The sequence below is a fragment of the Streptomyces sp. JK94 genome, assembly GCF_053613315.1.
Window position 1 is genome coordinate 128,533 of the sequence record NZ_JBSICH010000020.1, and the last position, 13,421, is coordinate 141,953.

General features: G+C 71.9%; 12 protein-coding genes. 1 reads left to right on the top strand and 11 read right to left on the bottom strand.

The features are described 5' to 3' along the window. Positions 1 to 40 precede the first annotated feature (40 nt). The 6 genes from rplS to ACVV2G_RS19795 all read right to left on the bottom strand — a co-directional run bounded on the left by rplS (position 41) and on the right by ACVV2G_RS19795 (position 3,475). Positions 41 to 391 carry a 50S ribosomal protein L19 gene (rplS, locus tag ACVV2G_RS19770; protein ID WP_351925473.1) on the bottom strand — a complete coding sequence of 117 codons (351 nt, stop codon included), beginning with the start codon at positions 389 to 391 and terminating at the stop codon, positions 41 to 43. 136 nt (positions 392 to 527) lie between these two features. Then, positions 528 to 1,361, bottom strand: coding sequence for a tRNA (guanosine(37)-N1)-methyltransferase TrmD (trmD, locus tag ACVV2G_RS19775; RefSeq protein WP_453844058.1), 834 nt, complete (start codon positions 1,359 to 1,361; stop codon positions 528 to 530). Continuing rightward, positions 1,361 to 1,924, bottom strand: a complete 564-nt coding sequence (rimM, locus tag ACVV2G_RS19780; RefSeq protein WP_453844059.1) for a ribosome maturation factor RimM — start codon at positions 1,922 to 1,924, stop codon at positions 1,361 to 1,363. The genes trmD and rimM overlap by 1 nt, the downstream gene beginning before the upstream one ends. 83 nt (positions 1,925 to 2,007) lie before the next feature. Continuing rightward, positions 2,008 to 2,247 (bottom strand): RNA-binding protein, encoded by a 240-nt coding sequence (locus tag ACVV2G_RS19785; RefSeq protein WP_003973401.1) that lies wholly within the window; start codon positions 2,245 to 2,247, stop codon positions 2,008 to 2,010. A gap of 2 nt (positions 2,248 to 2,249) precedes the next feature. Then, on the bottom strand, positions 2,250 to 2,669 hold the full coding sequence (rpsP, locus tag ACVV2G_RS19790; protein WP_453844060.1) for a 30S ribosomal protein S16: 420 nt from the start codon (positions 2,667 to 2,669) through the stop codon (positions 2,250 to 2,252). Between the two features lie 209 nt (positions 2,670 to 2,878). After that, positions 2,879 to 3,475, bottom strand: a complete 597-nt coding sequence (locus ACVV2G_RS19795; protein ID WP_395574961.1) for a hypothetical protein — start codon at positions 3,473 to 3,475, stop codon at positions 2,879 to 2,881. 671 nt (positions 3,476 to 4,146) lie between these two features. Between ACVV2G_RS19795 and ACVV2G_RS19800 the strand changes: the two genes are divergently transcribed. After that, entirely contained in the window at positions 4,147 to 5,016 is an 870-nt protein-coding gene (locus tag ACVV2G_RS19800; protein ID WP_453844061.1) for an SAM-dependent methyltransferase, read from the top strand. Positions 5,017 to 5,257: 241 nt separating this feature from the next. Here the strand turns inward: ACVV2G_RS19800 and ffh are convergent, their stop codons facing one another. The 5 genes from ffh to nsdA all read right to left on the bottom strand — a co-directional run bounded on the left by ffh (position 5,258) and on the right by nsdA (position 13,105). Beyond that, on the bottom strand, positions 5,258 to 6,808 hold the full coding sequence (ffh, locus tag ACVV2G_RS19805) for a signal recognition particle protein (protein ID WP_453844062.1): 1,551 nt from the start codon (positions 6,806 to 6,808) through the stop codon (positions 5,258 to 5,260). Between the two features lie 243 nt (positions 6,809 to 7,051). Continuing rightward, positions 7,052 to 9,502 (bottom strand): [protein-PII] uridylyltransferase, encoded by a 2,451-nt coding sequence (locus ACVV2G_RS19810; RefSeq protein WP_453844063.1) that lies wholly within the window; start codon positions 9,500 to 9,502, stop codon positions 7,052 to 7,054. A 40-nt stretch (positions 9,503 to 9,542) separates the two neighbouring features. Next, positions 9,543 to 9,881: a P-II family nitrogen regulator gene (locus tag ACVV2G_RS19815; protein WP_019328769.1), complete on the bottom strand. Its 339-nt coding sequence runs from the start codon at positions 9,879 to 9,881 to the stop codon at positions 9,543 to 9,545. Continuing rightward, a complete protein-coding gene (locus tag ACVV2G_RS19820) occupies positions 9,878 to 11,224 on the bottom strand; it encodes an ammonium transporter (protein WP_453844064.1) in 1,347 nt (448 codons plus the stop codon). Before ACVV2G_RS19820 ends, ACVV2G_RS19815 begins: the two co-directional genes overlap by 4 nt. Positions 11,225 to 11,611: 387 nt before the next feature. Beyond that, positions 11,612 to 13,105, bottom strand: coding sequence for a transcriptional repressor NsdA (nsdA, locus tag ACVV2G_RS19825; RefSeq protein ID WP_453844065.1), 1,494 nt, complete (start codon positions 13,103 to 13,105; stop codon positions 11,612 to 11,614). Positions 13,106 to 13,421: the final 316 nt, after the last annotated feature.

The window sequence follows — 13,421 nt, forward strand, 5'->3', positions numbered from 1 at the left end:
CCAGATGCTATCCGGCCCCGATGTGGACCTCGCAGGGCGCTCAGTTCTCGCGCTTCTCCTTGATCTTCGCGGCCTTGCCGCGCAGCTCACGCAGGTAGTACAGCTTCGCGCGGCGGACGTCACCGCGGGTGACGAGCTCGATCTTCTCCACGATCGGGGTGTGCACCGGGAAGGTGCGCTCGACGCCGACGGAGAAGGAGACCTTGCGGACCGTGAAGGTCTCGCGCACACCGGCGCCCTGGCGGCGGATGACCACGCCCTTGAACTGCTGCACACGGGAGCGGTTGCCCTCGATGACGCGGACGTGGACGTTGACGGTGTCGCCGGGACGGAAGGCGGGGACGTCGCTGCGCAGCGACGAGGCGTCGACGGAGTCGAGCAGGTGAGACATTTCGTCTGCTTTCTTCGCTGATGCCACAGGTCATCAACGGAAACTAGGTGTTTCGGAATCAGGGTCGTGCGGGTCGGGACGGGCGTCGTGTCCCCCTGTGGCAGGGGCGCGCTCCGGACGGACGCACAACAGCCGCCTATTCTTCCACGCCGGGGGTCCTGCGCCAAAATCGGCCGTACGGCTCCCCGTCCGGGTCGGGTTCCCAGCCCAGGATGGAGAGCATCTCGCGGTCCTTCTTGTCGAAGGCCTCGGGAGCGCTCCGTTCGACGAGGTCGGGCCGGTTGGCCGTGGTGCGCCGCAGGGCCTCGTCGCGGCGCCAGCGGGCGATCTTCCCGTGGTGGCCGCTGAGCAGCACGTCCGGGATGCCGCGTCCGCGCCATCGCGGCGGCTTGGTGTGGACGGGGCCCTCCAGCAGGCCGGCCATGGCGCCGGGGGCGAAGGAGTCGTCCCGGTGGGACTCGGCGTTGCCCAGGACGCCGGGCAGCAGCCGCGCCACGGCCTCGGTGACGACGAGCACGGCCGCCTCCCCGCCGGCGAGGACGTAGTCGCCGATGGACACCTCGTACACCGGCATCCGGGTCGCGTACTCGTCGACGACACGGCGGTCGATGCCCTCGTAGCGGGCGGGGGTGAAGATCAGCCAGGGCCGCTCGGAGAGGTGGACGGCGAGTTCCTGGGTGAAGGGCCGGCCGCTGGGCGTGGGCACGATCAGGGCGGGCTCGCCGGAACCGGTCTCGTAGCCGTCGGCGAGGACGGAGTCGAGCGCGTCGCCCCACGGCTCGGTCTTCATGACCATTCCGGGGCCGCCGCCGTACGGGGTGTCGTCGACCGTGTTGTGGCGGTCGTACGTCCAGTCGCGCAGGTCGTGGACATGGACGTTCAGCTGACCACGCGCGCGTGCCTTGCCGACGAGGGAGACGTTCAGCGGTTCCAGGTACTCGGGGAAGATGGTGACGACGTCGAGCCGCATCACGTCCCGTCCTCCTCGTTGCCGGCCGCGTCCGGCGCGGAGGCGATCTCGGCCCGGTCGTCGATCAGGCCGGGCGGCGGATCGATGACCGCGCGCTGCTCGTCCAGGTCGATCTCGACGACGATCTCCGACACGAACGGCACGTAGACCTCGGTGCCGTCGGGGCGCTCCACCACGAACAGGTCCTGCGTGGGCAGGTGGGAGATCTCGGTGATGCGGCCGACCTCCTCGCCCTCCCCGGTCACCACGTCGAGGTCGATGAGCTGGTGGTCGTAGTACTCGTCCTCGTCCTCGGGCCGCTCTTCCGGGTCGACGTCGGCGATCAGGAGGGTGTTGCGCAGCGCCTCGGCGCCGGTGCGGTCACGGACGCCCTCGAAACGCAGCAGGAGGCGGCCGCTGTGCACCCGGCCGGTCTCGATGGTGAGCGGCCCGACGGAGGCGGGATCGGTGGCGAGTACGGCACCGGGGCCGAGCCGCAGCTCCGGCTCGTCGGTCCGGACCTCGACGGTGACCTCGCCCTTGATCCCGTGGGCGCGGCCGATGCGCGCGACTACCAGCTGCACTGTGCTTGATCTCCTGTCATACGACTGCGGGCCGGGGACGGCCCAGTGGCCTTCCCCGGCCCGAGCCGGTGCTGCGTTCGGCGTCAGCGAACGTGGTCGACGTCGACGAGGTCGACGCGGACACCACGGCCGCCGATGGCGCCCACGACGGTACGCAGAGCGCGTGCGGTGCGGCCGTTGCGGCCGATCACCTTGCCGAGGTCGTCGGGGTGGACCCGGACCTCGAGCACCCGCCCGCGACGCAGGTTGCGCGAGGCGACCTGCACATCGTCAGGGTTGTCGACGATGCCCTTCACGAGGTGCTCGAGAGCCTCCTCGAGCATGCTCAGGCCTCGGTCGACTCGGACTCGGCTGCCGCCTCGTCCTTCTTCTCGGCCTTCTTCTTCTGGGTGATCGCCTCACCCTTGCCCTCGTCGTCGCCACCGAGCGCCTCGAAGGACGGACGGGCCGACTTCTCGGCCGGCTGCAGCAGCGGCGCCGGGGCGGGCTCGCCCTTGTACTTCTGCCAGTCGCCGGTCTTCTTCAGGATGGCGAGCACGGGCTCGGTCGGCTGGGCGCCGACACCGAGCCAGTACGCGACACGCTCGGCGTCGACCTCCATCACCGACGGGTTGTACGTCGGGTGGTACTTGCCGATCTCCTCGATGGCCCGGCCGTCACGGCGGGTACGGGAGTCGGCGACGACGATGCGGTAGTGAGGCGAACGGATCTTGCCCAGACGCTTCAGCTTGATCTTGACTGCCACGGGAGTGGGTTCTCCTGGTTTTGACGTGGGTGGGCACGGCGAGAGAGCCGCGTGGGGTTGCGGTACCCGAGTGCCCGATGGACGCGTCAGCCGGAGGAGAGAGGGGTCCTGTGCGACTGTCGAGTACAGCTTGCCATTGTGCCACACGCGGGCAGACCCCTCGGACCGAGGGGCCGCGCCGGATCCGGCTGCCACGAGCAGCCGGACCGTCAGCCCGCCGCCGCGCCGACCACCTCCGGAATCCGGAACGGCTTGCCGCAGCCGCCGCACATGATCGGGGCCTGGGCCAGGACCGACGGGACGACCCGCACGTTGCGCCCGCAGTCGCAGACCGCCTTCACCCGCACTCCTCCCCCGGAGGAGCCGTGGCGGGCGGCCGGACCGCGGAAGCTGCGGGCCGAGTCGGTCGCGGTCGCGACGGTGTGGGCCTTCAGCGCGCGCTGGAGGCGTTCGATCGTCGGGCGGTAGCGGCGCTTCGCCTCGGGGGTGAGCGTGACCAGTGAGAAGCCGCTGCTGGGATGCGGCTCCTCGGGGTGGTCGAGGCCCAGTTCCTCGGCGATCGCAAGGAAACGACGGTTGTGATAGCGCCCCGCGCGGGAGGTGTCGCGTACTCCGCGCGCGGCGGCGATGCCGTGGACTGCCTCATGGAGCAGTCGCTCGAAGGAGAGTTCGTGGCCGCAGGCGGACGACGACTCTCCGATCAGGGACTCGGGCGCGGCAAGATCGGGCAGCTCGGTGTGGTGCCGCTGAATGTCGGCCCACGCCTGCGCCAGCTCTGCGGCGAGAACAGGTGGTGTCGTGCTCACGTAATGACAACGAGCCGGAGTGCCGCTGTGTTCCTATTCCGGGGCATCCCAAATAATTTGCACGTACCCGTCAGTTGCCGCTGATGCGTCCCGACGAGGGCGGGTGCGCTGATCTGCGGAGAAGCCTCACAGCTCGTACCAAGCTGGTGCGTAGTCCGTCGTACGCGCCGGCGCGTAGAGCCTGTCCGCGCGCCGGGGGCGCGGGGGCGCTCGGATGCGCAAGGGGCGTTTCGGCCGCTGTGGCGTCGGAAGGGTGCCACCTGATCGGGCGCATCGACGGGGGTGAGGTTACCGGGTGTGCCACCGGCGTGCGGTACCGCCCCACCCCCTGATGGTTTGCGTCACCTCGAGGATGCCGCCGAGCCCGGCGACCTTGGCCGGAATCACACCTTCCGCGTCACCGCCACCCGCTGTCACAGCCGGGTGCCACGATCAGGCCATCCCCCGAAGCCGTCGGAAAGGTGCTACCGCGCGTACCACGCGGCCAGGCGCACATTGCCGGGAAGTGAAATCTCGCCACTGCGGCGGGGACCGGGCAAACCGGAGCTCTTTACCACTGGACGCCACGGCGAGCCCGGAGTTTCCTGGCATACGGGGGGCGTGCGAGCGCACTGCACGGGGGCCACGGAATCGGGCACAGCGGCAACACTCGGCGATTGGGGCGCTTTCCTATGACACCTACGCTCGTGCGGCAGCACTCATCTCACGCGGGGGCGACGCCTCGCGTGGACCTGCGGGCACGCGCGCGTGACTGGTCCGAGATACAGGAGCGGATGCTCGTACCGCTTTACGAGGCCGTCTACGAGCGACTGAACGTGGGCGGCTCCACCCGGATGCTGGGGCTGGGCTGCGGTTCCGGGCTGGCCCTGCTGATGGCCGCCTCACGCGGCGCCGCGGTGACCGGTGTCGACTCCCGCTCCCCGGAACACCTGGCCCTGGCGCGGCAGCGCCTCGTTCCCGACGCGCCCGGGGGCCGGCGTCCACGCGCGCGCGTGGACGCCGCTCGGGTCGTCGAGGGCGCGCCCCGGGACCTGGCGGACCCGTCGGCTCCGGCGTACACCCTGGTGACCGCCTTCGAGCCCCTCGGGTGCCTGGCGGGTGACTCGGAGGGGCTGGGTGACCTGCTCGCCCAGGCCACGCCGCTGGCCGGGCGCGGGGCGGCCGTGGTGCTGGCCGGCTGGGGCCCGCCGGAGCGGTGCGCCACGACGTCGGTGCTGCGGGTGGCCACCAAGCTCGCGGACCCCCTGCGCAGCGCGGGCAACTGGCGCCCCGCCCTGCGCGACGACCTGGAGGAGGTCGCCCAGCGGGCCGGGCTCAGGCCGGACGGCTCGGGACGGGTGGCGTGCCCCTTCGGCTACGGCGGCATCGACAGCGCGGTGCGCGGGCTGCTGTCGACCGGCCTGTTCGACGCGGCGATCGCGGCGACCGACCGGGAACAGGTCGACAAGGAGCTGTCGGAGGCCCTGCATCCGTACCAGCGGCCGGACGGGACCGTGTGGATGCCGAACGTCTTCCGGTACCTCATCGCCCGGATTCCCTGACAACCGGTTCCGACCGGGTGTGTGCGGCGTCCGAGGGGCGTCCTTCGCCGGCCGCGTGACCCCGGCGGTCCGGTGGGCACCCGCCTCCTCCAGCGTCTCCTCCGTACGGCGGCTTACGACAGCGGGGGCGTACGACAGCGGGGGCGTACGACAGCGGGGGCGTACGACAGCGGGGGCGCCCCGCGCTTGTGCGCGCGGGCGCCCCCCGGGGCCGTACGGACGGAACAAGCCGGACGGGCCGTCAGCCCATGAACTTCTTGAACTCGTCCGGCAGCTCGAAGTCCTGGCCGCCCTGCTGGGGCAGTCCGAAGGCGCCGCCGTTCTGCGCGGCCGCGGCGCGCCGGGCGGCCTCCTCCTGCTCCTGCTGCTTGCGCTTCATGGGGTTGCCGGAGCGCTGCTTGCCCTTGGCCTTCTTCTGCTGCTTCTTCTGCCGGCCCGGGCCACCCCCCATGCCGGGAATCCCCGGCATACCGGGCATGCCGCCGCCCTGGGCCATGCGGGACATCATCTTGCGGGCCTCGAAGAACCGCTCGACCAGGTTCTTCACCGCGCTGACGTCGACGCCGGAGCCCTTGGCGATGCGGGCGCGGCGCGAGCCGTTGATGATCGTCGGCTCCTGGCGCTCGGCCGGGGTCATCGACTTGATGATGGCGGCCGTGCGGTCGACGTCGCGCTCGTCGAGGTTGTTGATCTGGTCCTTCATCTGGCCCATGCCCGGGAGCATGCCGAGCAGCTTGGAGATGGAGCCCATCTTCCGGACCTGCTCCATCTGGGCCAGGAAGTCGTCCAGGGTGAAGTCCTGGCCCTTCTTGGACGCCAGCTTGGAGGCCATCTTCTCGGCCTCTTCCTGACTGAACGTCTTCTCCGCCTGCTCGATCAGGGTGAGCAGGTCACCCATGTCGAGGATGCGGGAGGCCATCCGGTCGGGGTGGAAGGCGTCGAAGTCCTCGAGCTTCTCGCCGTTGGAGGCGAACATGATCGGCTTGCCGGTCACCGAGGCGATCGACAGGGCCGCACCACCGCGGGCGTCACCGTCGAGCTTGGACAGCACCACACCGTCGAAGCCGACGCCGTCACGGAAGGACTCGGCGGTGTTGACGGCGTCCTGGCCGATCATCGCGTCGACGACGAAGAGGATCTCGTCCGGCGAGACGGCGTCGCGGATGTCCGCGGCCTGCCGCATCAGCTCCTGGTCGATGCCGAGGCGGCCGGCGGTGTCCACGATGACGAGGTCGTGCACCTTGGACTTGGCGAACTCGATGGAGTCCTTGGCGACCTTGACCGGGTCGCCGACGCCGTTGCCCGGCTCGGGCGCGTAGACCGCGACGCCGGCGCGCTCGGCGACGACGCTGAGCTGGTTGACGGCGTTGGGGCGCTGGAGGTCGCAGGCGACCAGGAGGGGCGAGTGGCCCTGCTCCTTGAGCCACCGGCCCAGCTTGCCCGCGAGGGTGGTCTTACCGGCGCCCTGGAGACCGGCCAGCATGATCACGGTCGGGAGCTGCTTGGCGAAGCGCAGGCGGCGGGTCTCGCCGCCGAGGATGGCGACCAGCTCCTCGTTGACGATCTTGAGGACCTGCTGGGCGGGGTTCAGCGCCTTGGAGACCTCGGCGCCCAGGGAGCGTTCCTTGACGCGCTTGATGAACGCGCGCACCACGGGCAGGGCGACGTCGGCTTCGAGGAGCGCGATGCGGATCTCGCGGGCCGTGGCGTCGATGTCCGCCTCGGACAACCTGCCCTTGCCGCGGAGATTTTTGAAAGTCGCGCTAAGGCGGTCGGAGAGGGTATCGAACACGGTGGCGTCGGTCCTCGGAGTCGGGGGCGGTCTGAGCGTCTTCCAGGGTATCTGCCTCGGCAGGACATTCGTTCCCGCCCGCCGTATTCGGCGCTTCCGACCGCCGCATCCGGTGTCCCGCCCGCTGCACTCGGCCCCCCGCGCGCAGCACCCGGCGCTTCCGACCGCCGCGCTCGGCGCTCCCGCCGGCCGCGGCCGGCGAGCGAGCGGGCGGGCTGACGCGGCCGGCGGTGGCCGGCCGCGTCAGCCCCGCAGCGCCTCCTCCACCGCCCGCGCCACGTCCCCAGCCTCCTCCCCCGGCAGCCGGGAGCCGTCCGGGCCGGTGACGTAGAAGGCGTCCACGGCGTTGGAACCCAGGGTCGAGGCGTGCGCGCTGCGCACCCGCACCCCCGCCGCCTCCAGTGCCCGTCCGAGCCGGAAGAGCAGGCCCGGCGCGTCCTGGGCGCGGACCTCGATCACGGTGGCCAGCCGGGAGGCGGCCGGCGCGACGGTCACGCGGGGCGGGGGCGGCTCCACGCCCCGGCGCCGGGGATAGGCGGCGTCCCGTTCGGCGAGCCGGCCGGCGACGTCCAGGGTGCCGTCCAGGGCGCGGACCAGGTCCGCGCGCAGGCGGACGGCCTGGGGCAGGGAGCCGTACTCGGCGGCGACCCGCCAGTCCAGCAGCAGGACGGAGCCCTCGACGCCGTCCGGCAGCGGGAGGGACCGCAGCTCGGCGGTGCGGACGGTCAGCCGGTGCATGGCCAGGACCCCGGCCACCGCGGGGAGCACGCCGGGCTGGTCGGGCACGGCGATCAGCAGTTCCACGCCGAGCGGCTCCGGGTCGGCGTCCGGCTCCGGGTGCGCGGGCGGCTCGGCCTGGGCGCGCAGGGCGAGGACCGGTCCGCCCGTGCGGGAGGCCTCGACGGCGAGCCGCTCGTGCTCGGCGGTGGGCGCGGCGGCCTCGGGCTCCTCCAACGGGTCCCCCGCCAGCACCGCCGAGACGCGTTTCACCAGGTCGGCGACGAGTGAGCCGCGCCAGGACGACCAGGCGGCCGGTCCGGTGGCCAGCGCGTCCGCCTCGGTCAGGGCGTGCAGCAGTTCCAGGGTGTGCTCCGTGCCGACCGCTCCGGCGACCGCGCGCACGGTGGCCGGGTCGTCCAGGTCGCGCCGCGTGGCGGTCTCGACGAGCAGCAGATGGTGGCGCACGAGGGTGGCGAGGACGGTCACGTCCGCGCGGTCGAAGCCGATGCGGGCGGCCACGTCCCGCGCGATGGTCTCACCGGCCACGGAGTGGTCGCCGGGCCAGCCCTTGCCGATGTCGTGCAGCAGCGCGGCGACCAGCAGCAGGTCGGGCCGGTGGACACGGCGGGTGAGACCGGAGGCGCGCACCGCGGTCTCGATCAGGTGCCGGTCGACGGTCCACAGGTGCACGGCGTTGCGCTGCGGGCGGCAGCGCACCCGCTCCCAGTCGGGCAGGAGCCGGCTGATCAGTCCCTCGGCCTCCAGCGCCTCCCAGACCTGCACCGTGGGCCGGCCCGAGCCCAGCAGGGTCACCAGCTGCTCCCGTGCCTCGGCGGGCCAGGGCGAGGGCAGCGGGCGCGCGGTGGCCGAGAGACGCCGTACGGCGTGCAGGGAGAGCGGGAGTCCGGCCTGCGCGGCGGCGGCCGCGGCGCGCAGCGGGAGCACGGGATCGCGCTCGGGGCGCGCGGTGCGGGCGAGTACCACCTCGCCGTCCTGCTCGACGACGCCCTCGGCGAGCGGGGAGCGCTCGGGGGCGGGTTTCGCACCGCCGCCCAGCATGGCGCGCAACCTCGGCCGTACGGAGCGCGAGCGCAGGACACGGCCCACCTCGCGCCAGGTGACGTCACCGGCGTAGGAGATGAGGCGTGCGGCCTCGTACACCTGCCGCAGCAGCGCGTCGGCGTCCAGCAGGCCCAGCTCGGCCGCCACCTGGTCCTGTTCCTGGAGGGCCAGCCGGTCGGTCGCGCGGCCCGTCATCAGGTGGAGCGCGTCGCGTACGTCGAGCAGCCGGCGCCGGGCGTCGGCGAGGCCCTCGCGCGGGGCGTCGGCCAGCCAGGACGCGGCGACCGCGCGCAGGGCGGTGGCGTCGCGCAGGCCGCCCCGGGCCTCCTTGAGATCGGGTTCGAGCAGGTACTGCAGCTCGCCCTGGCGTTCGGCGCGCTCCGCGCACAGGTCCCGGAGTTCGGGCAGGCGCCGGGGGGCCTGGTTGCGCCAGTCGGCGAGGACGGCCGTCCGCAGCCCGGCGGTCAGTCCGGGGTCTCCGGCGAGGTGGCGGGCGTCGAGGAGACCGAGCTGGACCTTCAGGTCCTCGCCCGCGGTCTTCCGCGCCTGGGCCGGCGTACGCACGGAGTGGTCGAGGGCCAGGCCGAGGTCCCAGACCGGATACCAGAGGCGGTCGGCGACGGCGGCGACCGCCTTGTCGTCGCCGCCGTCGTGCAGCAGGAGCAGGTCCAGGTCGCTGCGCGGGGACAGCTCGCCGCGGCCGTAGCCGCCGACGGCGACCAGGGAGACACCCCGCGGCGGGCCTGCCGCGGCGGCGAAGAGGCCGGACAGCCAGTCGTCCGTCAGTCCGGCGAGGGCGGAACGGCGCGGCGGCCCGGTCCGCGCCCCCTCGGTGAGGAGGCGCAGCCGGGCCGCCGCGTAGCCGCCGGGTCCCGAGTCCTCTGCTTCTTTCGTCACGTCCGTACCCGTCACCCGGCGACTCCCGCTTCCGTTCTCGTGTTTCCGAGCTGCCTCAGAGCGCGTCGGGACCGCGCTCACCGGTCCGGACCCGTACGGCCGTGTCGACCGGGACCGACCAGACCTTGCCGTCGCCGATCTTCCCGGTGCGGGCCGCCTTGACCACGACCTCGATCAACTGCTCGGCGTCGTCGTCCTCGACCAGGACCTCGATACGGATCTTGGGCACCAGGTCGACGGTGTACTCGGCACCGCGGTAGACCTCGGTGTGTCCGCGCTGGCGGCCGTAGCCGCTGGCCTCGGTGACGGTCAGGCCGTGGACCCCGAAGGCCTGGAGGGCCTCCTTGATCTCGTCGAGCCGGTGCGGCTTGACCACGGCGGTGATGAGCTTCATGCGTCCACCTTCTTGCTCGGGGCCGGCGCGGCCGCGGAGGCGGCCGGTGCGGCGGTCGTCCGGGCGGCACCGCCCCCGGCGCCGCTGAAGTCGTATGCGGTCTCGGCGTGCTCGGCCTGGTCGATGCCGGCCACCTCGTCGTCCTCCGGTACCCGCATGCCGATCGTCCTGTGCAGGATGAGGGCGAGGACGGCGGAGACGACCAGCGAGTAGGCGAGCACCCCGAAGACACCGGCGCACTGCTTCCAGAACTGGTCCAGGCCGCCGCCGTAGAAGAGGCCCTCGACGTCGGACTGGCCCTTGCCGGTGGCGAAGAGGCCGACGAGGAGGGAGCCGAGGATGCCTCCGACGAGGTGGACGCCGACGACGTCGAGGGAGTCGTCGTAGCCGAACTTGTACTTCAGGCCGACGGCCATGGCGCACAGCACGCCGGCGATGACGCCGATGGCGATCGCGCCGAGCGGGGAGACCGCGCCGCCGGCCGGGGTGATGGCGACCAGGCCGGAGACGGCACCGGAGGCGGCGCCCAGCGTGGTGAAGGCGCCGTGGCGGATCTTCTCGTAGGCGAGCCAGCCGAGGACGGCCGCGCCCGTGGCGACCTGCGTGTTGACGAACATCAGCGCGCCGACACCGTCGTCGTTGCCCAGCCACGAGCCGGCGTTGAAGCCGAACCAGCCGAACCACAGCAGGCCCGCGCCGAGCATGACCAGCGGGAGGCTGTGCGGGCGCATCGGGTCCTTCTTGAAACCGACCCGCTTGCCGATGACGAGGATCACGCCGAGCGCGGCGGCACCGGCGTTGATGTGCACGGCCGTACCGCCGGCGAAGTCGATGACGCCGAGTTCGAAGGCCCAGCCGCCGGCGCCCCAGACCCAGTGGGCGACCGGGAAGTAGACGATCGTGGCCCACAGGGTGATGAAGAGCGCCCAGGCCGTGAACTTCACGCGGTCGGCGAGGGCGCCGCTGATCAGGGCGGGTGTGAGCACCGCGAACATCAGCTGGAAGACCAGGAAGACGAAGACCGGGATGGTGTAGCCGTCCCACAGCTCGCTCGGGCCGATGCCGCTGAGGCCGAGCCAGTCGGAGTTCCAGCCGACGATGCCGCCGGTGTCGGTGCCGAACGCCATGGAGAAGCCGTACAGCACCCACAGGACGGTGACGATGCCGAGGCTGATGAAGCTCATCATCAGCATGTTCAGGGTGCTCTTGACGCGGACCATGCCTCCGTAGAAGAAGGCCAGGGCCGGCGTCATCAGCATCACCAGGGCGGAGCAGATGAGCATGAAGCCTGTGTTGGCGGCAGAGAGCTCCGTCTCTGCGGCAAGCGTGATGGCTGGAGCCATCGGCGTCTCCTCGTCGTTGGTACGGCCCCGTGCGGGCGAAGCCTGAGCGGAATGAGGGGTGGGCCGGTTATGCGCCATGAGATTGACGCAGCGCGGTTTCGGTGGGCGCCCCTCGTTGTTTCGCCGCCGTGACGAAGACGCCGTGCGTGTTACGCGTCGGTGAACCGCCGGATCGCGGACCGGCCCGCCGGTTGGGTGACGCAGCCGCCCCGGCGACCGCCGCAACCGTCGGTCGAGCAGCCCCCGCGGCGGGCGACCGGGTCCGCGGGAGCGGCGCCGGCTCGGGCGCGCGACGGAGAACCGGCCGCGGTGGCCTCCGAATGACCTGGCAGGGGGAGCCGAGTCGGGCAGTCCGGGAGGGCCGGCCGCGGCCGGGGCTGGTGGGTTTCAGACCGCCTCAACGGTCTCCGGCAACTCGACGGCGAGCCGTTCCGTGAGGCTGATGACCTCGCCCAGGTCGCCGAAATCGCGTACAGCCGTGTCGACGGTCTTGCGGATGCGGGTGTTGACGCGTTCGGAGCGGACCTTCTTGGCGATGCCCATGGCTTCGATGACCAGGCCGGTGCTCGCCTCGGGCTCGCGGTGCAGCAGGTGCACGGTGGCCATGCCGACGAGGTTCAGCGCGTACGACCGCTGGTGCTCCTCGTCCTCGGCGAACAGCTCCACGGCCCGGCGCATCAGCGGCTCGGCCAGGGAGGCGTAGGCGGGGCTGCGGCCGGCGACGTAGGCGAGGTCGCGGAAGGAGTGGCTGTTCTCCCCGTACAGCTCGGCCTCGGAGAAGAAGCGGATCCAGTCGGGGTCCGGCTCGTCCCAGTCGTCGGCCTCGGCGAAGGTGTCCTCGGCCATCCGCACCGCCCGCTTGCAGCGGCCGGGCTGCCCCATGTTGGCGTAGGCGCGGGCCTCCATCGCGTAGAGCATCGACTGGGTGCGGGGACTCGCGCAGTCCCGGCTGCCGTACTGCGCGAGGTGGATGAGTTCCAGGGCGTCGTCGGGCCGGCCGAGGTGGATCATCTGGCGGCTCATGCTGGAGAGGACGTACGAGCCGAGCGGCCGGTCCCCGGCCTCCTTGGCGGCGTGCAGGGCGAGCACGAAGTACTTCTGCGCGGTGGGCTGGAGCCCCACGTCGTACGACATCCAGCCGGCCAGCTCGGCGAGTTCGGCGGCGACCTTGAACAGCTTGGACCGGGCGGCCTCCGGCTGGGGTTCCTGGAGCAGGTCGGTCACTTCGTGGAGCTGGCCGACCACCGCCTTGCGGCGCAGGCCGCCGCCGCACTGCGCGTCCCAGCGGCGGAACATCACGGCGGTCGACTCCAGCAGGTCCAGCTCCGGCCGGGACAGGCGCCCTCGTGTGCCGGAGGCCGAGGCGGACTCGGGCCCGGGGGAGGCGGCCGGGGGCGAGGGGACGAGCCAGCGCTGCATGGGTTCGATGAGGGACGGGCCCGCGGAGAGGGCCAGTGAGCTCCCGAGGAAGCCGCGCCGCGCCAGCATGAGGTCGCTGCGCGAGAACTCGCTGAGCAGGGCCACGGTTTGCGGGCCCGTCCAGGGCAGGTCGACGCCGGTCACGGAGGGCGCGGGGCGGGTGGAGCGCAGGCCCAGGTCCTCGACGGAGACGACGACACCGAAGCGTTCGGAGAACAGCTCGGACAGGATGCGCGGGATCGGCTCGCGCGGGTTCTCGCCGTCGAGCCAGCGGCGCACGCGCGAGGTGTCCGTGGAGATGTGGTTGGCGCCCAACTGGCGTGCCCGGCGGTTGACCTGGCGGGCCAGCTCGCCCTTGGACCAGCCGCTGCGGGCGAACCACGAAGTGAGCAGCTCGTTGGGGCGCTTGTCAGCGTGCGAAGCGCTTCCCGCGCCCGTACCGCTTCCGCCGTTGCCGCTCACTGGAACGCCCCCATCCCTGAGACCACCTGTCGCCGAGTGCGCCAAGCCCTATCAGAATGCCGGTGGTTGGGGCCCTCCGTCCGCCGGTTGTCACCCTTCGAACGGAAAGCCGTGTTGCCTCCGGCATACCCACGCGCGCAGGCACCTCACGGCTTCATGCACACAAAGTAATCCTACGATCACGCGCCGACCCTGGCGATTACGGAATCGCCACCATTCGCCACCCCTTCGAATGAACTCCCGGTGGCCTGGACGCGATTCACTCGACATGAACCAACTCGGAGTCGGCGCAGCGGTGCACACCGGGGCGCGCACG

Bases quoted from the DNA above. Each gene is read 5' to 3' on its own strand.
- rplS (WP_351925473.1), bottom strand. From the start codon at position 391: ATGTCTCACCTGCTCGACTCCGTCGACGCCTCGTCGCTGCGCAGCGAC.
- trmD (WP_453844058.1), bottom strand. From the start codon at position 1,361: ATGCGGCTCGACGTCGTCACCATCTTCCCCGAGTACCTGGAACCGCTG.
- ACVV2G_RS19785 (WP_003973401.1), bottom strand. From the start codon at position 2,247: ATGCTCGAGGAGGCTCTCGAGCACCTCGTGAAGGGCATCGTCGACAAC.
- ACVV2G_RS19800 (WP_453844061.1), top strand. From the start codon at position 4,147: ATGACACCTACGCTCGTGCGGCAGCACTCATCTCACGCGGGGGCGACG.
- ACVV2G_RS19815 (WP_019328769.1), bottom strand. From the start codon at position 9,881: ATGAAGCTCATCACCGCCGTGGTCAAGCCGCACCGGCTCGACGAGATC.
- ACVV2G_RS19820 (WP_453844064.1), bottom strand. From the start codon at position 11,224: ATGGCTCCAGCCATCACGCTTGCCGCAGAGACGGAGCTCTCTGCCGCC.